Genomic DNA, 20,610 nt, shown 5'->3' with positions numbered 1-20,610 from the left:
CAAAAAACTCTCTCCTGTTTCAGTAAAAAAATAGATACAATTTAATATTTAACTACACAAACATAATTAATGCAATCCTCATAATTTGCACGAATAGCATGAGAGCCAATACTACTATTTATTCCCCAAAATAGCTCTACTTCATGTACTTAAACACCTTAATTGATTCAAGCGGATGTCCGCCAAAGTCAAAGAATGCCTGATTATCCCAGGAGCTTCCGCCGTAATATTTCGCAGCATCTTTGTCATAGTCTGAAGCAAAACTGCTCGCCCAGCCGCTTCCGTACTTCTCCCAGATTAATGAGTTATCAGCGTTTGCAGGCCCTACAGGAAGCCAAGCTCCTTCCCAATAGAATACGCCGAGGCCTCCCGCGCTGTTTACGTTCTGATAAAGATCATGCATATAAGAGGCCTGTCCTTCGATAGTTGCGGGATAACCTTCCACAAGATCACTCTTTGAAACTCTGTTTCCAAAACCGTCGCCATCCTCTAAAGTATAGCAATATGAAGTCTCCGCGATGAACGCTTTCTTACCGAAGTGCTCGCCGATATACTTGATAACATTTTTCATATTATCCATATCACCGTGCCAGAACGGATAATAGCTAAGTCCCATCATATCAAAATCAAGCCCGCCGTTTACAAGTTTCTCTATAAGCGCCAAAACGCCTTCTTTCGGAGATATATCCGTATAATGAACCACTATTCCTATATCTTTGCCGCGCTCGCTTGATATCTCACGAACAGCCTTGCTTCCTGCTTTTAACAGTTCAATGACATTCTCAATCTTCGTTTCGCCCGACATGCCGTTATTGATCTCATTACCGATCTGCACCATTCCCACATCAACGCCTGCGTCAAAGAGCTGTCCCAGGCTGTCTTTTGTATAGTCATAAAGAGCCGATGACTTCTCACTCAAGCTCATACCTTTCCATGCTTTGGGAACAATCTGCTTCTGCGGATCGGCCCAGAAATCGGAATAATGAAAATCTACCAAAACTTTCATTCCGTAGCCGGTAGCTCTTTTGCCAAGTTCGATTGCTGTAGGCAGGTCATTGTTACCACCGCCGTAGCCGTTTCCGTTCTCGTCATAAGGATCGTTCCACACTCGAAGTCGGATGTAGTTAATGCCGGAATCTGCAAAGGTTTTAAGCGCATCCTGCTCATTGCCGTCAAAGTCATAGTATTTTACTCCGCTTTTTTCCTCTACAAGTAGCGAAGATACGTCCATTCCAAAAATAAAGTCTTCAGCAAGCCCCTCAATCGCAGTTTTCCATGTCTCCATTTCAACCTCCTTGCCTTCCGGCTCTGCCTCACCTTCGCCCGTAGCCGAGCTGTCCGATGAATCGCCACCCTCAGTCTCATTGTCCGCAGAGAAAATCGCATTTGCCGCGGCTGCATCTTTGGCCGTTTCTTCCGTCACACCCGCATCGGTGCTTCCGCTTCCTGCACATCCGGTCATTACACAGACCGCCAAAAAAGCTGTCGCAACAAGTAAATACACACTCTTATGCTTCATATATGCCTCACTTTCCTTATGAGTCACTTCCTCCGTCTTAAAGTGCCACTTCTTTTCCAAGTGCAAAGGAATAAATATATATATCTTTAACTTTCTTGCCTGTTGACGCTTCCAGCGCTCTTTTATAAAGATCAAGCTGAATCTTGTAGCGTTTAACAAGTTCGGCCGAATCGCGGGTATGATCTGTCTTGTAGTCGACAAGCACAATCTCATCGTCCTCTATGAACCAAGCATCGATGATACCTTGGATAAGGACAAGCTCTTCAGACGGGAACTTTTTATCAAGCTCACTTGCGGAAACGCCCATCATAAAGGGTTTCTCCCGCATGAGAACGCCTGCCTTGAAAGCCGTAGCCATTCGCTGTCCGAGCCCCGTTCCAAGAAACGCTGATATGTCCTTGAGTTCAACGCTGTCAGCGTATGCCCTGGTTATCCTGTCATTTTGAACCAGACCGTCGAGCCACACACCAAGCGCATCCATGCCGTTTCCGACACTGTAATCAAGAAGCTCCATAACTCTATGGTACGCAGTTCCTCGCTCTGCGCCCGCAAGCCCATCGGCTCTGCCTCCGTTTTCGCTTCCGGCGCCTCTTCCATCATCATATTCTGCGCCATAATCTTCCTCTTTGGTAAAGTGCTCTCCCATCTCTTCCAGAATATGTTTCTTAAGCTCCGTAACCGTGGTCTTGGTATATAGCCCCTTAAGATGCTCAAATCCGTACCTCGCATCCATCTTGTCTTCAAGCTTCTTCGCAAGTTCCTTATCGTAATAAGCTCCGATACCGTCCATACGGATAAGCCCCTTAACGCTCTCTTTCTCATTACCGGCATTTATTTCATCTACACTTACAGATGAAACCGCGAATTTCGGCACGCTTTCTTCGTTGTCCATAAACTTATCCGTTATAAGCTCCGACAATCCGTACTTTTCGGCAATATCATATATCGCAGGATGCCTGACAAGCGAAGGAAGAACAAGATCAAGATAACACGCCGCCGATAACCTTATCGAAAAAGGCATCAGTTCTTTTCCCTGTGAAACTCCATGTGCAAGCTCAGGCTGACGTTTAAGCTCCTTAGCAAGTACATCCGGAAGTTTTTTGACCGAAGCGGTCATGATCAGTTTTTCTTTTGCTCTCGTAAGTGCAACGTAAAGTACACGCAGTTCTTCGCCCAGACTGTCCGTATTCATCTTATCTGCGATTATCACCCGCTTTAAGGTCTCTGAGCGTAGACGCAGCTTAGAATCGATGCATTTAACACCTATTCCGAGATCCATATCCGCAATGAGATTGCCCTTAGTATCCATTTTGTTGAACTGCTTGGACATTCCCGCAACGAACACTACAGGAAACTCCAGTCCCTTACTCTTGTGAATACTCATGATGCGCACAACATCGGCGTTCTCATCGATAATCCCTGCCTCGCCGTAGTCTACCTGTACGACCTTGATGTGCTCAATGTATCTGACAAAGTGGAACAATCCCTTAAAGCTTGTCTTTTCAAAGCTTTCAGCCTTGGACAAAAGAAGCTCTATATTGGCCCTTCTCTGATTGCCCGCGGGCATGGCGCTTACGATCAGCTCAAATCCCGTGACATCGATGATATACTGAAGCAGCTCATGTACGGGGGTATATGCGGACATATCTCTAAGTTCTTCTATAAGTGAGACAAAATCAGAGAGTTTATTGAGTAACGACTGATTTTGAATATCTCCCGTATCTTCGCCGTTTCTACGAACAAGTTTCAATATTTCTTCATACAAAGAAGATGCTGCATCGTCCTCTTTATTTTTATTAATTGTAATTTTAATAAGTGCAAGTTCCTCGTCTGTAAAGCCTCCTATAGGAGAATGCATTACGGCAACAAGTGGTATGTCAACGGTAGGATTGTCTATTACCGACAAAATATTCAGCATAACAGACACTTCCCACGCATCGAAATATCCGCTCTTTGACTCTATATATGAGGGAATCCCCTGTTCCTCCAGCGCTTTTTTAAACACATCGTCCCATCCGGAGTTCGTCCTTAGCAAAATTACAATATCTTTAAACTTTAGCTCCGGATCCTCGCGCATGAGCTCAAGTATCTTATTTCCTATCGCGTGGGCCTCATTTTCTTTTTTCCCCTCGGGATCGTCTATAAGTATGAGCTCGGGAGTCATGTCAAAAGAGGGCTCGTCATATCCCGCACCCGTCACAAGCTCCGCGTCCTTGTCATACTCAACGCTTCCAAGATCCTTCCCCATTATCTTCCTGAAGATGTAGTTGGTTCCCTCAAGAACCTCTTCCCTGCTTCGGAAATTCTTATGAAGGTCGATTCTCCTGTCACTTGCAGACTCATCCTTACTGTAAGTAGCAAGCTTCTTCATAAAAATCTCGGGACGCGCAAGCCTAAACTTATAAATACTCTGCTTCACGTCACCAACCATGAACCTCTCGGAGGATCCCGCTTTTATTCCTGATATTGCCTGCAAAATAAGCTCCTGCACAGCATTACTGTCCTGATACTCATCAATTAAAACTTCTTTAAAGAATTCCCTATATTCAAGCGCCACATGCGTCGGCTCCCCCGTCTCATAATCAATGAGAATATTAAGCGCAAAATGCTCCATATCGGAAAAGTCGATCAGGCGCTCTTCTCTTTTCTTTTCATCAAAAAGCTGTATGTAACGAAGAGTCAGCCTGCAGAGCTCCTTCACCGCCCTGTCGCAAAGCTTCATCTGTTCGGCGACCATATCGGACGTAAGCACCAGGTAGTTCTCGGTGATTTTCTTTATGTCCTTTTTTACGCTGTCACGAAGTTCCTTTGCGCGCTCTTTTTTCTCAGGCGATACGCTCTCGTCCTTCTTTGCAGGCAATCTGTCAAAAGAAATCCCTCTTACCGCGTCATACAGCTCATCATACGACTCGTAAGCCGCAGCACGCCCCATCATCTCCGCTTCTTTCTCAAGCAGCTCTCCGTACATATACGGTCCGTCGGGCAAAAGAGTCAGCTCATGAGCCGCGCTCAACTTATCCTGCGCCTCAAGAAGCATTCTTTTTACCGAAGTAACACATTCTTTTACCCATTCAAGCTCATCAAAATTCTTTCCCTCGATGTCGTAATCAAGCGCCCTCTCCTTGATATAAGTCTCAGGCCACGGCATACTCATGGAAAAGCGATAGAGCCTTTCGATATACTCTTCAACGGCCTTGTCGTTGCTTCCCGTGCCGAAATATTCCATGCAATAGATGAAATCTTCGTTGCTGCCTTCTTTTGCCTTAGTATACTCTTCCTCAAGCATGTTCTTCATAACATCTTCCTGAAGAAGCCTGAGCTCACCTTCATCTCCGACACTGTAAGACGGATCAAGCCCGACAAAATTAAAGTTATTTTTAATAATATACTGGCAAAAAGAATCTATCGTAGTTATCTGGGCATTATGAATAAGCGTCTCCTGCTTCTGCAGATGTGTATTCTCCGGATCCTCCAAAAGCTTGTCCTGAATGGCAAGAGTAATCTTCTCCTTCATCTGCGAAGCTGCCGCTTTGGTAAAAGTAACGACAAGAAGGTGGTCGATATCCACACCTTCATTTATCATCTGTATGATGCGCTCGACAAGAACCGCCGTCTTTCCGGATCCGGCGGCGGCTGAAACCAGCACATTACATTTCCTGGCGTTTATTACCGCCTTCTGTTCATCAGTAAACTCAACTTTCATTCCTTATAAGCTCCATTGCTTCTTTATCGTCAAGATCAAGTTTTCTTCTGGAATATCCCGGAATCTTATCGTCAAATCCGCATATTCCCTTATACTCGCAGTACTTGCAAGATCCCTTTACATCCATCTCATAAGGATTCACCTTAATATCTCCGTTTAAAATGGACTTACCGAATTCGCGGATCTTCTTATCTACATACTTGGAAATAGCGGAATAATCCTCATTTGAAACGGCACTTGAAGCCGCTGTCAGGTCTCCGCTCTTGTTAAAGCCGACCGGTATAACGTCAGATGTACCGTTTATGCTGTTGTCAAGCATATTTATGATATCCCTGTTTCCGTTGACCAATCCGGTCGTACGAAGTGCCTTGATTATCTCTTTATTGATAACGTCCGGTTGCAAATCTCCCGAACCGCTTATCATCGGGTCGTCCACATGATAATACAAAACAGCGGCGGGAACGGCTTCTTTTCCGTTATAGATTTTCTTGCTTGCGGCGGTCGCTACGTTCATATACATAACGAGCTGAAGCTGAAGGCCGTAATATAACGATGCAAGACTCAGTTTTTTTTCCGCCCGATTTAAAATCGATGACCTTGACATAAACATGATCCGAATCTTCATACAGATCAACGCGGTCAATCCTTCCGTGCAATTTCATGCTCTCAACTATTCCGCGTTTCTCATCTTCCGAAAGAGTTATATCGATCTCTTCGATTTTGCCCGCTTCCCTGAAATCCATCTCGACATACGCAGGCTCAAAACTTCCTTTGGAAATCTGGTATTTAAGCGTATCAACCGTCCTTATAAGTATCCTTTTTATGCGTTCAACCATGAATTCATTACGCGCGTTACTTAAAAGGATGGTCTCTCCGTATGCATCGACGCTTTCTGTTAAGGCACGATTTAATATCTCATCAGACTCCTCTTTAGACAAGTCTTTCCACGATATATTCCTGTTTATAATCTCGCTTGTATATTTTTCAAGGACTTCATGGAAAACATTTCCGAGATCTGCCGAAGCAAAGTCATACTCTTTTCTCTCGGACAGCCCCATTCCGTATCTTAAGAAATGTGAATAGCAACATGAAGCAAACTTCTCAAGTCTGCTCACACTGTTCTCGAGATTTGCCCCGTAGAGCGCAAGCGCAATATTCTTGGCAAGAGGTTTGTCTTCATAATGCTTAAATGCAGCCTCTGTCAGCTTATCCAAAAGAGATTTCTCTTCATACTTCTTTCCAACGATCTCATAGAGCGTTGAAAGCTCTGTCTTTTCCTTATCTCCGAGTATTCCGAGTGAATATTCTCTCATCATCTCAGCAAGATTATCGAGACTGTCGTTAACACAGGAAACCTGCTCCTCAAAAGGCGCATCCTCAGGCCGCTCAACCTCAATTCCTTCATACAATGACTCTATCTTCGAAATAAGATAAGCCGGTCGCACGCTCTTTCCGTCGGTTCCAAGTTCAGAGTACGACAAAACAAGCCTGTCCGTAGGCTTTGTGAGGTTCATATACAGATAGAGCCTCTGAATGTACATCTGCTGTCTCGGTGTCGGCGCAAGCTCAACTCCCGTATCAAGGTCAAGCAAAAACTGCCTGTCCATATCGGAAAGAATTCCTCCGCCACCCGTATTTGCCGGAATAAGTCCGTCGTTGACTCCCATAAAGAAAAGAGCTTTGATTTCACGAAGTCTCGTTCTCTCAATATCTCCGACAATGACCCTGTCCACATCCTGAGGAATCGTTCCAACCTCAATATCTCCGAATCCGACATTCAGAATGTCCTTATATTCTTTAAGCTCCAGCTTATCATCCCCGATAAGCGCCGCAATCTGCTTCAGGATATCGGAAACCTTCTTGTAAACCTGGTCGTACTCTTTGGCCTTCTCCCTGTCTCCGAACTTTTCAAACTTCTCTTTATAGCGCTCAAGCTTTGTGCTGCAGTCATTTCCCTCTATCATTTTGAAAAGAGCTTCCGTGATCTCCGCAGCCGTTCCTCCTTTTGCATCAAAAAGAGGCTTAAGCTCCGCACTGATCGCAGCTCTCATTCCGTCAAGTTTCTCAATAAGCTCAAGTTCCGATGTATCGTCTTCTTTGCCTTTTTTTCTCTTGAACTTAGTCGGCATCCTGCGCATAAAGCGGTCTTCCCACTGCTTTCTTCCCTTTATGCCAAGTGCCCTTACGTAGTTTTCAAGAATGTCGGTGTCCTCCTTGGAGAAATCCGTCATTCCGCTTCGCATATAATGAAATACGTCTTCGTATCTGTATCCCGATATAACAATGTTTATCGCACTTGTGATGTACTCGATAAACGGATTCAGTAGCAGTCCGGTGTTTTGGTCTATATAAACGGGAATGTCAAACTTTCTCGCAGCTCTTTTCACCAGATTACCGTACGAGCTCAAACCTCCGCACACCACAGCGATATCTCTGTATGCATATCCCTCATCCCTAACAAGTGAGCGGATTTTCATCATGGTTCTACGAACTTCCTCTTCGGTCGTCTGCGTCTCGAATATCTGTATGGAATCCTGCTCTTTGCTGTACTTGCATGAATTATATCTGAAAAGATTCTGCTCAAGAAACGCAAGCGGCGGGTTATTCTTAAGCCTCATTACCTTCTCATCTCTTATGAAGATATCCCCGCCCGAAGCCTTTTTGCTCATCTCGTCGTTTCTGATATTTCTCCACGCTTCAAAATCAAGGCTTCCCTGCGAGATTGCACCCGCTTCCTTGCAAAGCTCATATTCTATCTTCTCAAGGTCACGCACGGTCTTTTTCGTGAGCATGAACAGTTCCTGTTCTTCAAAAGAGCCTGCGTACGGATTTTCATTAGGTCCGATAGTAAGGGACACACACACTTCCTTTGATACCCGAAGGAGCTCTTTTATAACCCTGTACTGAATCGGCGTAAAACCTGTGAATCCGTCGAATACAATGACACTGTCTTTTAAAAGAGGTGACTTTGGAATCGCCTTACATAAAATATCAAGCGTTTCTTCTGTAGTTATGAATTTTCCTTGGATGTAGCGAAGAAATTCTCCGTAAAGGAGTCTAAGATCTTTTATCTTGGAATTGAGTGCAGCCTTGGAAGAGCTCTTTTCCTCAAGGATGGCAAGCGCCTCGTCTCCTATTCCGTACTGCATAAACTCTGAAATTGTGGACTTAACTTCATCGATATATCCGGGCTTATGCATATTTCCGCCTATTACGGGAAGTCTGTCACCCAGAATATCGGCTACTCGGCGTAATACAAGACTCTTTCCCACATCATCGAGCACAGAAAAAGAGCTTTTAGACGTCTCTTCCAAAACTCTGTGTGAAAGACGTCCAAAGCTCAATACATCAATGTTCATTATCGCATGCGAAGGGTGCATTCTTACCACATCCTTCTGCGTTTGCATCGTAAACTGATCCGGAACAATAAGTAAAAAATCATTACCGGTGTTATTAAAACTTCTTTTAATTATCTCTTCTATCAGCCCCGTGCTCTTCCCCGCACCGGATGCCCCAAAACAAAACCTAAGCATTTATGCTCTGCCACCTCAATCTGCCTTTTTAAAGATTCACGGTCAAGTGCTCTCAATCTGTTTAAGAACTCTTTTCAGCTCATCAAGTTCATCCATATACCTGCATCCCGCAATGAATCTCCATTTACCATTATAGTGGAAAGGAAGAATGATGTACATCAGGATTCTGTCCTCATCTCCGGGAAGCGCAGACCTGTAGTAATCAACGAGGTAATGCTTGCCCGAACTTTCAATCCGGTCGTGAACGGTAGTGATATCAAAGAATTTTTTGAACCGTTCCCTGTCAGCTTCCATGATATGCGTATCCAAATACATCTGCACCGCTAAAACGGCCTTTCTCTCTATATCCGAAAGAGCCTTCTGATTTCCGCAAAGGAAAAGATTTTCAAACATTCCCTCCTCATTAAACAGATCTATACGGTTATACAAATTCAAAAGATGCATGAGCACGGCACTGTAATCATCTGCGGAATGTGCTTCCTTCTGCGCGGTGACGTTTCGTGAAACAAGCGCAAATGCTGCTTTTTCCCCGTGTCTTGAAAGAAACCTCACCTTGGTATTTATCACATAACCGTTTGCAACAAGGTCGGCCTCACTTCTCTGGTTATAAGATGATTCCGCCATCTTCAGGATATTTGCAAATCCGCTGGCATTATCCCTTTCCTTGGACCTTCCTATCTCATTTGCCCTGTCCAGATTCTCCGCACCTATAGTCTTCAAGAAATCAATATAGGCTTCATTTGCGTATACAAAACTCACTTGATCGCCATGTAGCTCCGCTATGGCAATCGGAAGTTTTATCATGATCTCCATACTCTTTGTTTCAAGCGGCGTGCTGTTCAGGAAATTGACTGTACCGATATCATCGTAATACGAGCTGAAATCAAACTCCTCATTGTTCTCAAAGCTGCAATCAACACTCCTTACAAATTCAGAGACAGGCTTAGGCTTGCCAAAAAGATATCCCTGCATCTTTTCGCATCCTATGTTCAAAAGAAATTCATACTGTTCTTCCGTCTCAACACCCTCTGCGAGCGTATGTATTCCTAGCTCTTTTGCCATATTTACTATGGATGCAAGAATTATCCTCGATTTCTGATTCGTCTCAAACTCGCGCAAAAAGCCCATATCGATCTTGATAACATCGAAGTCATAATCTTTCAGGTTGTTAAAAGAACTGTATCCTGCGCCGAAATCGTCCATCCAGACTTCATATCCTGCATCCCTGAATTTCTTTATATGTTTGCCCAAAAAATCTGCTCCGGATGCGATAGCACTCTCCGTAACCTCAATGTGGAGAAGCTTTTTGGGAATGTCATATTTTGCCCTGCACTTATCAATCTCACTCATAATGTCACAAAGCTCAAAATCAAGCCTTGAGAGGTTTACGGAAATCGGCTCAACGGCATATCCCGAATCTATGTCATCCCTTAGATCCGAGCAAACCTGATCTATCATGTATATATCAAGCCTGTGTATAAGATGAACGCTCTCAAGCACCTCAATAAAAACAGCCGGAGAAATGATACCGTAAGTCGGATCGAGCCACCTTGCAAGCGCCTCATATCCGCAGACTTTTCTCGTGACCGCTCTTATTTCTTTCTGATAATAAACCTGGAAATATCTCTGTTTAAAAGCATTTTCAAAATTATCGATAACGTACCGGCGAAGCTCATTTCTTTTGTCCAGCTCCTCCGTGTACAGGTTGTTGTCTCTATCGTAAACTCTTATGATGTCGTCGCACGCCATCTTGGCTCTGTCGACCATTATAACGGGATCTTCCTCAGTGCCCGTGGCGCGGTAAATACCGGCCTTAACCTTCATCTTAAGGCCCTTCTCGTAATTATGTACGGCTTCTCTGAAATCATCCAATTTATCAAGAAGCTCTTCTTTATCAATGGATTTTCCAAGGACAATAAACTGATCTCCGCTTGTTCGCGCAACCAGTTCATCAGGGAAAATGTTTTTGAGTTCATGTGCCATTCCTCTCAGAAAATCGTTGCCTCCCGCGAAGCCGTATTTCTGATTGAACACCTTGAAATTCATAACATTTATGTAGATGATAACTGTATCTTCGGATGCAGAGTATTTGTCATGCCCCCGGAGATGCTCAAGGATACCTGTAAGATTGTGCAGTCCCGTAAGTTCATCTATATGATTTTTTTCTTCGATAGTTATAACATCTTCCATTTGCTTCATAACGTCTCTATAGCCTCCGAAAATTGTCGACCTGTACCTTATTAACGCAAATAAAAATATCAATTATCGTACAATCACAAATATTATATCACAAGAATTGCACGATAATTGATATTTACAGTAATTTAAGATGTTTGCTATGTTTCGTTTACCAGATATGAAATATTATACAAACACTTCAGCCGTTTGTATAATATCTCATATCTTCTCAAAACAAAACCGCATCCACTAATATAATCTTAGACTTGCTCTTGTCCTTACATGAGCTTCTCGTCGTAGATGGCTCTCTGGCCGCCGACGTACTTGGGACGGTGGCGGGCACATATGATTGGAGCAGCTCCGATCTTTCTAAGAGATATTCTCATTGGAACAACAACTGAATGCATATGCATACCGATCATGGTTCCTCCGATATCTATGCCTGCGTCTGCCTTTCCGTTAATAGATTCTACAAGCACAGGATTTTTGAATCTCTGATAACAAACGGTTGCAAAAGCTCCGCCGGCATGATTTGGTTGCGGGATCGCATTGACTTGTTCAAATCCGTACTTTTCCATCGTCTCTCTTTCAACGACAAGTGCCCTGTTAAGGTGCTCACAGCACTGTGCCGCAAGAAGAATTTTCTTTTCCTCAAGAACGGGAACAATTCCGTCAAACACTGCGTTCGCAGAATCAAGATTTGTCGCGGTTCCTATCTGGTCACCCAATATCTCGCTTGATGAACAGCCAACCACAAAAATCGAACCGGGCGTAAGACCGGCTTTCTCAAGTATCTCCGTAACTGCCTGTCTGCTCTGCTCTGTTATCTCTTTAAAATCCATGTTATTATCCCCTTTATTCATATTCCATTCTCTTAAATATTTTGATAAGCCCAAGTTTGAAGCACAAGAACAGCGAGCCGACAACTCCCAAAAGTGCCTGTGCTATCTCATAGGGTAACTTTACCATGGCATATTCAAATGTGCTATACACATAGATCTTGCCCAATGTATATCCAACAACCATTATAACAGCGCCAATAAGCGTTGCAATCAAAGCCGTAATAAAATGCGTCTTTTTATTCCTGCCAAATTTCGAATTAACTATGAGCGAAATGACAGCCGCCTGAAGTCCATGTGTAACAAGCGATACAAACATGGGAGCCGGGTAAAAGAGAATATCTCCGACAAAAGATCCGATTCCTCCCACTATGAATGCAGAAAGCGGATCAAACAAAAGCGCCGCCGTGCATATTATCAGGTCGCACAGATATAAGTGTCCTCCGGGAACGGGTATGCCGAAACTCGACATTATAATATTGATTCCCATAAACAATCCTGTCAGCGCGATCCATCTCGCATATTTAAAGCCCTTTAAGTCATTGTTTTGTGCCTGATCCATATTTTTTCTCCTTTTACTAAATAATTCAGGATAAAATATATCACTTCACTGGTATTTGTATAATACGTAATTATATTTTATTTTTAAATACCAGTTTTCACAAGCACTTTCTGAGCGCTTTCAGCGCACCGGGCAAAAGACCTACATCAAGATTTGAATAGTCTATTATAAACCTGCCTTGGAGCTGTTTTTCAGGTGTCTCCATGCAGTAATCGGAAACAGCTGATATTTTAATTTTGCTCTTTTTAAGCCTGTCTTCAATATCTCTGTCCGTCTGCTTTGTAAAAAGCTGCAAGATAAAATGAAGTCCGGAATCGTTCTCGATCAGCCTGTAATCAATTCCATCAAGCTCTTTTTTTATTATCTCAAGTACACTCTCACGCTTTCTGGTGTACTGATGACGCATCCTGTTTATGTGTTTCTCGAAATATCCCTTTTTGATAAAGTCCGACAATGTATACTGATCAAACGTTGGAACCGTGCAGGAATAAAAGGCAAGTTTCTCATAGAACCGCTCCGCAAGGTGCTCCGGAAGCACCATGTACCCAATTCTTATGGTGGATGCAAGGGATTTTGAAAAAGTGTTTATGTAAATGACCTTATCCATCCTATCCATACTCTGCATCGGCGGTATCGGATTGCCTCGAAGCCTGAATTCACTGTCGTAATCGTCCTCAACAATGTATCTGCCTTCCTTCTCGCTCGCCCACGCCATTATCTCATTGCGGCGTCCTATCGGCATCGTTATGCCCGTAGGGAAGTGATGCGTAGGACTTATATGTGCTATATCCGCCTTTGTCCTTACAAGCTCTGAAACAAGAAGTCCCGATTCATCCATTCGTCCAAAAGCGTGTCTAACGCCTTCAGTCTCGTATATCTGGCTTATCTTGCGATAGCCGGGATCCTCAACGCAGTATTTCTTATCTTTTCCAAGGAGCTTGATGATAAGACCGTAAAGATACTCAGTTCCTGCCCCTACGACAATCTGATCCGGTGAAACATTAAGTCCTCTAAACGACGACAGATGCCCCGCTATAGCTTCTCTAAGCTCATATATGCCGCTACTTTCAGACACCTCAAGTAGCTTATCGCTTCTTCCCGCAACGTTTTCTCTCGTGAGCTTCGCCCATACGGAAAAAGGAAAAGACTCCGCATCCAGGCGACTTGAAGAAAAATCAAAGTCGTACTCATCCTTCGATCTCTTTGTCGCAATCTTAAACTCGCGCTTTTTCTCCTTTGGAAAAGATACCGTCATAGTTACCGCTACAAAATATCCCTTCTTGGGAAACGCATTGATATAGCCCTCTTCCACAAGCTGGTCATAGGCATTATCAACCGTAACCGTGCTTATCCCAAGATTCTCCGACAGGCTTCTCCTCGACGGAAGCTTTTCTCCGGGCAAAAGAACTCCCTTTGTAATATCATCTTTTATAAAGTTGTACAGCTTCTGATAAAGAGGACCTTCCCCCTTTGTAAAATCGTACGTTAGCATAGTTATAATATAATATGAATCATTTTAACTTTGCAACGATTACACAGTATCGTTCCAAAAACGTGCAACGGTAATCATTTATCGTTCCTGAGTTTTGAAACGATAAACACTTTTCGTTCCATAAATGAAAGTCGTCACCTTCGCACAATCATCCCCGTGAATGCCAAAGGGCACGTCTTACGTGAGTCCATGCCAATAATCAGAGATATACACGTAGAATTGCATCCATACAATGATTCTGTGCGGTGCTCGTTCCAGTTTTCACACCGTACAGCTTCTACGCAATGATTCTGTGTGGTGCATATTCCAGTTTTCGCACCGTACAGCTTCTACGCAATGATTCTGTGTGGTGCATATTCCAGTTCTCGCACCGTACAGCTTCTACGCAATGATTCTATGTGGTGCATATTCCAGTTTTCGCACCGTACAGCTTCTACACATAATCAGAAGATTCTACGTGAAATTCCGCCGAAAAACGTAAAAGTTACGCAGGCATCATTTATTCTATAACCACACAGACATAACCGCACAGGCCTGTATGGCCATTTTTTTACAGCCACACCGCCGGTATCTGCTTGAAATACGCAGTTCTCGGACGAGCAAGATGACTTTCAGATTGAATAAAGCCTGAAAATGTCGACTTCTCTGAGCAACGTCAAAAGGAGACATTTTCGGACTTTATGAAATCATGAAAATCACTGCGCAGCCGTACACAAGCATTTCCAAGCAGATACCGGCGGTGCGGCTGTAAAAAATGGCCATACAGGTCGTCCGCTATAAAAAATCCCCCGCGGAAAACGCAATCCGCGGGGGAAGTCATCAATGATGGAAAAGTCTGAGTCCTGTGAATGCCATTACCATGTCATGGCTGTTTGCTGCTTCGATAACGTTGTCATCACGAACAGATCCGCCGGGCTGTGCAACATACTTAACACCGCTCTTGAACGCTCTCTCGATGTTATCTCCGAAGGGGAAGAACGCATCTGAGCCAAGTGCTACGTCAGTGTTCTTGTCAAGCCAAGCTCTCTTTTCAGCCTCTGTGAATACTTCGGGCTTCTCTTTAAAGATGTTCTGCCACTTGCCGTCTGCAAGAACATCCATGTAATCTGCACCGATGTAAAGGTCGATTGCGTTGTCTCTGTCAGGTCTCTTGATGTTATCAAGGAAAGGAAGGTTAAGAACCTGAGGTGCCTGACGAAGGAACCAGTTGTCAGCCTTAGAACCTGCAAGTCTTGTGCAATGGATTCTTGACTGCTGTCCTGCTCCGATCCCGATAGCCTGTCCGCCCTTTACGTAGCAAACTGAATTGGACTGTGTATATTTAAGTGTGATAAGTGCGATGATAAGATCAATCTTAGCAGACTCGGGAAGCTCTTTGTTATCTGTAACGATATTTGTGAGCATGTCCTCACCGATCTCGATAAAGTTGTGTCCCTGCTCGAAAGTTACGCCGAACACCTGCTTCTTCTCAATCGCATCGGGAACATAGTTCTCGTCAATCTTGATAACAGCGTAGTTTCCGCCCTTTTTAGCCTTAAGGATCTCAAGTGCCTCATCTGTGTAGCCTGGAGCAATGATTCCGTCTGAAACTTCTCTTTTTACAAGCATTGCTGTGTCCTTGTCGCACACATCAGAAAGAGAGATGAAATCTCCGAAAGATGACATTCTGTCAGCTCCGCGAGCTCTTGCATAAGCGTTTGCAAGAGGTGAAAGCTCGCCAAGATCCTCTACCCAATAGATTTTCTTTTCAATATCTGAAAGAGGTGTTCCTACAGCGGCACCTGCAGGTGAAACGTGCTTGAAAGAAGTTGCCGCAGGAAGTCCTGTAGCTTTCTTAAGCTCAGAAACAAGCTGCCATCCGTTCAAAGCATCAAGAAGATTGATATATCCCGGTCTTCCGTTAAGTACTTCGATGGGAAGATCTTTTCCGTTTTCCATATAAACCCTTGAAGGCTTCTGATTGGGGTTACATCCGTATTTAAGTTCGATTTCGTTCATATTGATTCTCCTGTTATATGATATCCGAATTACCGTGTTCCTTCTAAAAACGTGCAATCATGCGCGTTACAAATAAAACTTGCGATATTATATCACTTGTTTTTGTTGATGATCCTTGTCTCGTACTTACCTGTCTCAATGTCGATGAATCTTGTGAAAAGAGATACCTTATTATCTTCGTTAAGCGCATTCCATACATTGTTTGTAAAAGTATCGATGTCACCCTCGATGTTTACAAGTGTAGGTTCTCCTTCGTAACTTGGAAGGGGATTTGCGTCCTTCATATATGTATGGATAAAAAAGCCCTCTCCTGCCTTGGGATTCTCATATGAATATGTAAATCTCTGACATGATGAAGGATCACCGTTGTTGCTCTTTAAGATAGACATTGAAAAGTCGTACTTGCCGTTTTCAACGTTCATGATACCTGAAATACGAGGTGTGTAGTTGGGTGCATCGGGCTCAAATTCTCTTGTGCGAAGAGCCTGCTCAAAAGTCTTACCCTCTTTCATAAGGTCATATACTGTATCAGTCTGATCACCGTTTGTAACAATAGTTGAGTTACCAAGAACACGTACAGGTGCATAAATGATAAGGCTTGGATCTTCCATCTTGGAAGGATCGAATGCCTGTGTACGGATTCCCTCTCCGTCTTCAACAAATACTCTGTTTCTGCTATTCTCACTTCTTCCCATGATGAAGTAAGCACATGCTGCCTTCTTGCCGTCAGCTGTAAGGCCGATAACAATACCTCTTCCCGGGTATGTTGTGCGTGAAATTTCCTGCTTCAAATCTACCATTTCTTTTCCTCCGTATATATCACTGAACTCGCTTGTAACAAGGAAGTTCCGCTCTCGCATTCGCTCGCCGGAACTAAGTAGTACACTACGGTTCGAAAATACCGAACCTAGTGATTACTTAAAAAAAACCGTCTGAGCATCCACAAAAGCGGTTGCCCAGGCGGTCGACATTCATAATTTATTTCCATACTCCCATGTGGTTACCCACTTATCCGCCAGTTGTATGAACACATATAGCGTACACTTTTACCACCAAAAAATCAAGGAAAAGAATCCTGCTTTTTATCTATGATATTTTTACTTCTAAACAGCTGTTTTTTCATGTTCACAGATAAATTGCCTCATACACACTTTTTCTATCTGTGTTTTTTCACCTCATAACACTTGTTATTTTACATTTTCACAGATAAATCGCTCCACACATACTTTTCTATCTGTGTTTTTTTTTGCTATTTCTTCAATTTTTCACAGATAAATCACTTCAAACACACTCCTTCTATCTGTGTTCTTCATTTTCAAGCAGCGTAGAGTGAAATTTTCAAGCAGTTTTTCAAAGAGTTATTTACAAACCCATATTTCCGCTATTTCCTTAACCTACCGTCACTCCTCCACTGTTTCAGGCACGGTTTTTTTCTGTATATTCGGAATCGTTTGTATATAATTTATCGCCTTCGCCACCTACATTGAGACTCGGTGTAATCTTAGAAAAAAAAATACGTCTCTTATTCATCATCTCTTCTTGCTCCTTAAACTTAAATCATTCAGTAGCGCATCAAGTTCCTTACAGCATATCTAAAGAACCTGTCTCTTGTGCCTTTACCTTTGCAAACACTGAGTATTATTCCCACAAAGATATAAGCCATCACAATATAACTCGTTTGTGATGAAAAGAACGGCAAGAACGTATCAGTGTATGGTATCGTCCCGGTATTTTCAAATATGTTGATCACTGTATTTTCCAAAAGGACGTTAAGACACCCTGTTCCCATCAGGAAACTGAGATCGTTTTTACACCTAAAGACCGACTTGTAGCCAAATGCGATAACAGCTATAACCAGAAGTGCAATGCCGATTGCCGGTAAAAGTCCATATCGATTTGCCTGATATGCAAGCAGATAATCCAAGTCGGGCTTTGGCAAAAATTTCAAATTCTCTTTTCCCGAACTGCCGACAAGATTCACATCAAAGAAAGATTGAACCGTTGATTCGTCCAGTGAAAAGACATTGCTCATTGTTTTATGTCCCCATCTAGCAATCACTCCGGTCTTATCGACAAATACCGATGCAGCAAACACGATAACCGCAAGTGCTGCCAGAGACAAAAGAAAATTTATCTTAAACCATCTTTTCTTGATACAATACAAAAGCTGCATGATCATAGCCGACAAAAGCACAATCTCCGTCATCACGCGCGTGCTTTTATGTATGATCAAAATGGGAACGATCATCCAAAGTATTGCCTTTAGAAGCTCCAAAATCCCGCCGCGCCTGTATTTATGCAGAACCGCTCCGTAAACCGGAACATAGAGACACATAACCGCCGCAGTCAAAACTTTCACGGAGCCAAATCCGAGATACATATTTTCAGGTTGAAACCTAAGAAATACCAGAATCAGTATTATGCCTACCGCAATCTCTTTTGCCCGCTTTGCTATCAGATTATGGCCTATCATATACACCGCGATCATGACAATTATTCCAATGCCCACACTTGTATAGAAAGTACTGTTTCCGGTTAGTTTTATTGATTTATCTTTTCCCATAAACCAATGTACAATGATGCTTATAACTCCTATAAGCGCTGCTGTAATAACTACATCCCACTCAATCTTACGATGCATGTAAAAAAACTCCTCCCTGAGCTGCGCCTCCATTCGGAGCGCTTTTTATATCATAGAAAATGAATTTCCTATTGATATAAAAAGTTGTACATTATCATAATGCCGCTGTAAAGCGAATACAGGCAGGATTCACAAAACTTTCATAACATACGTTATCATTTAGTAAGCCGAAAACACTCAAAGGAGACGACATCATGAATGGCAAATCTTTTTCTTCTCCCCCTAAGGCACTCCATGATAAGAATGTTGGGACAGCTTCTTTTGACATGCCTGTTCTTTTGGTTTTATACGGCAAAAGTCGTTAATACGAAAGAAAAGACATTCCGATATAGCGTTACAGTAAACTTTGTTCCCTTACCAACTTCACTTTCTACCTCTATTTTTCCATCATGCGCATGGATTATCTGCCTTGCTATGGCAAGGCAGATTCCTACGCTGTCATAAGATGAATTCCCTGCCTTATAGAATCTTTCAAATATATGCGGAAGATGTTCTTTTCCGATTCCTTTCCCGTTATCCTCTATAACAATAGTAGTACGCAGATTATTCTGCGCGGCAGATACCTTAACAAAGCCACCTGCATCGGTATGCTCAATGGAGTTTTTGATTATATTTGAAAGAGCCTCTTTAAACCAGTGTGTATCCACTTTGAGTTCAACACCTTCAGGAATATTGCAGATGTATTCCACCTCTGCAACTTCTGCCATGATCACGATCGGCTCTGATATATCCATGATCACTTCATTCAAGTCCGCCTTTTCTTCCTTCATCTCCAAGACTCCCGCTTCCATCTGAGAAAGCGCAAGGAGATTCCTGATAAGCCATGTCATCTTATTGATCTGAGAATCAATCTTTCCGGCATATTCAAGGCGTTGTTCATCACTGTAAATACTAACCTTTTTCTCATTATCAGATTATTCTCCATATCAATCTTCATACTTTTCTATTGGAAGTACATCATCAGGCGCAAATGATGTAAGAGAATATGCATCAGGAACCACATCTTCTATAGATGTATATTTATCATCATAGTCACCCGTTTCCGGATCTTCAAAAAACGTTCTTCCGGAATATAATTCTTTTGATGTGAGCTTATTATTTTTTAAAGAATATAGTTCAACCCATTCGTCTCCCATCCAGGCTCCAGCCATAATTATTCCTTTTATGCTCGGAGATAGAAATAACTCGTCGTGATTATAGCCAAACTCACCAACATAATGAACTTTGCCGTCACTATACGTATATACCCATACACAGTGAAAGCCTAATACTATTAATTCAGGCGTTGAATCTTTGTTGATGTCATATATTGAATAAAATGCCCCGGGACAGCCACATTCCTCAACTTCCAAATAATCAATGACCTTAAGAAAATCAATATATGCTGATTTGTAATCACTATAGGTATTTTTTTCCGCATCACTTATTATAGTTCTGGCTAAACTACGTACTCCATCTACTCCATCCTTCAACAATACAGTCTTTAATTCATTCATAGAAAAATCATTTCCAAGCAATCCTTGAATAGAATCTCCATAAAACAGACATGAACGATAACTAGAGCCATTGAAACATGTTCCGCACACACAAACAGTAGTGTGAGAAGAGGAATTACCAATAATTACAATTTCTTTTTCCCCTTCTTCCCCATCGTAGGCACATTCAAAACAATCTATGTCTGTGATTTCACTGAAAAGGCAATGTGTATTTATGGTTTCATTTGTCTCATTATCTTTTATGATATCAATAAAGGTATATTTGGTTTTAACACCGTCATCTACAAAAACGTCATTATAAACGCAGATCTGTGCAAGTCCCCGCTGAGGAACAAGCTCAGCTTCGATTTCTATCAACTTTTCTTTGGAATCAGAACATAATTCGACTGCTTTATCTTCAGGTTCCGGATCTATTGAGCTTTCTTTCCCCGCTGATCCACAGCCTGTAGTAAATATAAGTAAAAGTAGCGGTATTATTATGTGTAGCCTCATCTTTCTAATCCTTTAACCAGCAAAATTTTTCCATTATCCTTTGGACTATATCATCATACCCTTTAAAACAGCGGCATTCTCCGATTTCTTATATATGGCTCGGAATAACCTTTGGAATACATCTATTACAATTTCCGAAGTACTCTGTCATATAAAA

Annotated in this window: 13 protein-coding genes and 1 riboswitch; all 13 genes read right to left on the bottom strand. The window is 42.6% G+C overall.

What is annotated here, in order from left to right; all coding sequences use genetic code 11:
- Positions 1–136: 136 nt before the first annotated feature.
- Positions 137–1,579 carry a glycoside hydrolase family 53 protein gene (locus tag CD00_RS16590; protein WP_242838891.1) on the bottom strand — a complete coding sequence of 481 codons (1,443 nt, stop codon included), beginning with the start codon at positions 1,577–1,579 and terminating at the stop codon, positions 137–139.
- A complete protein-coding gene (addA, locus tag CD00_RS0100150; protein WP_026654072.1) occupies positions 1,557–5,222 on the bottom strand; it encodes a helicase-exonuclease AddAB subunit AddA in 3,666 nt (1,221 codons plus the stop codon). Before addA ends, CD00_RS16590 begins: the two co-directional genes overlap by 23 nt.
- Positions 5,212–5,736, bottom strand: coding sequence for a PD-(D/E)XK nuclease family protein (locus tag CD00_RS20975; RefSeq protein WP_330370255.1), 525 nt, complete (start codon positions 5,734–5,736; stop codon positions 5,212–5,214). The genes addA and CD00_RS20975 overlap by 11 nt, the downstream gene beginning before the upstream one ends.
- A complete protein-coding gene (locus CD00_RS20970; protein ID WP_051594019.1) occupies positions 5,699–8,755 on the bottom strand; it encodes a PD-(D/E)XK nuclease family protein in 3,057 nt (1,018 codons plus the stop codon). The genes CD00_RS20975 and CD00_RS20970 overlap by 38 nt, the downstream gene beginning before the upstream one ends.
- Before the next feature lie 42 nt (positions 8,756–8,797).
- Positions 8,798–10,954, bottom strand: a complete 2,157-nt coding sequence (locus CD00_RS16580; protein ID WP_051199251.1) for a bifunctional diguanylate cyclase/phosphodiesterase — start codon at positions 10,952–10,954, stop codon at positions 8,798–8,800.
- 257 nt (positions 10,955–11,211) lie between these two features.
- A complete protein-coding gene (locus tag CD00_RS0100135) occupies positions 11,212–11,796 on the bottom strand; it encodes a TIGR01440 family protein (protein ID WP_242827250.1) in 585 nt (194 codons plus the stop codon).
- Positions 11,789–12,334, bottom strand: a complete 546-nt coding sequence (locus tag CD00_RS0100130; RefSeq protein WP_034461875.1) for an ECF transporter S component — start codon at positions 12,332–12,334, stop codon at positions 11,789–11,791. Before CD00_RS0100130 ends, CD00_RS0100135 begins: the two co-directional genes overlap by 8 nt.
- Before the next feature lie 97 nt (positions 12,335–12,431).
- Positions 12,432–13,826 carry a MocR-like pyridoxine biosynthesis transcription factor PdxR gene (gene pdxR, locus CD00_RS0100125; RefSeq protein WP_026654068.1) on the bottom strand — a complete coding sequence of 465 codons (1,395 nt, stop codon included), beginning with the start codon at positions 13,824–13,826 and terminating at the stop codon, positions 12,432–12,434.
- Between the two features lie 819 nt (positions 13,827–14,645).
- The gene (locus tag CD00_RS0100120) at positions 14,646–15,824 is read right to left on the bottom strand and encodes a phosphoribosylaminoimidazolecarboxamide formyltransferase (protein WP_026654067.1); all 1,179 of its coding nucleotides are present in this window, start codon (positions 15,822–15,824) and stop codon (positions 14,646–14,648) included.
- 92 nt (positions 15,825–15,916) lie between these two features.
- Positions 15,917–16,624 (bottom strand): IMP cyclohydrolase, encoded by a 708-nt coding sequence (locus CD00_RS0100115; protein ID WP_034461873.1) that lies wholly within the window; start codon positions 16,622–16,624, stop codon positions 15,917–15,919.
- Positions 16,625–16,771: 147 nt separating this feature from the next.
- Positions 16,772–16,857, bottom strand: a riboswitch (ZMP/ZTP riboswitch).
- A 528-nt stretch (positions 16,858–17,385) separates the two neighbouring features.
- The gene (locus CD00_RS0100105; RefSeq protein ID WP_074463154.1) at positions 17,386–18,465 is read right to left on the bottom strand and encodes an FtsW/RodA/SpoVE family cell cycle protein; all 1,080 of its coding nucleotides are present in this window, start codon (positions 18,463–18,465) and stop codon (positions 17,386–17,388) included.
- A 284-nt stretch (positions 18,466–18,749) separates the two neighbouring features.
- Entirely contained in the window at positions 18,750–19,295 is a 546-nt protein-coding gene (locus CD00_RS16575; RefSeq protein ID WP_051594018.1) for a sensor histidine kinase, read from the bottom strand.
- A 96-nt stretch (positions 19,296–19,391) separates the two neighbouring features.
- A complete protein-coding gene (locus CD00_RS0100095) occupies positions 19,392–20,453 on the bottom strand; it encodes a hypothetical protein (protein ID WP_026515045.1) in 1,062 nt (353 codons plus the stop codon).
- Between the last annotated feature and the right edge of the window lie 157 nt (positions 20,454–20,610).

The organism is Butyrivibrio sp. AE3003, from assembly GCF_000686065.1.
GTDB lineage: Bacteria > Bacillota > Clostridia > Lachnospirales > Lachnospiraceae > Butyrivibrio > Butyrivibrio hungatei_A.
Note: the sequence above shows the minus strand (reverse complement) of the source record. Positions and strands in the feature narration are given on the sequence as shown.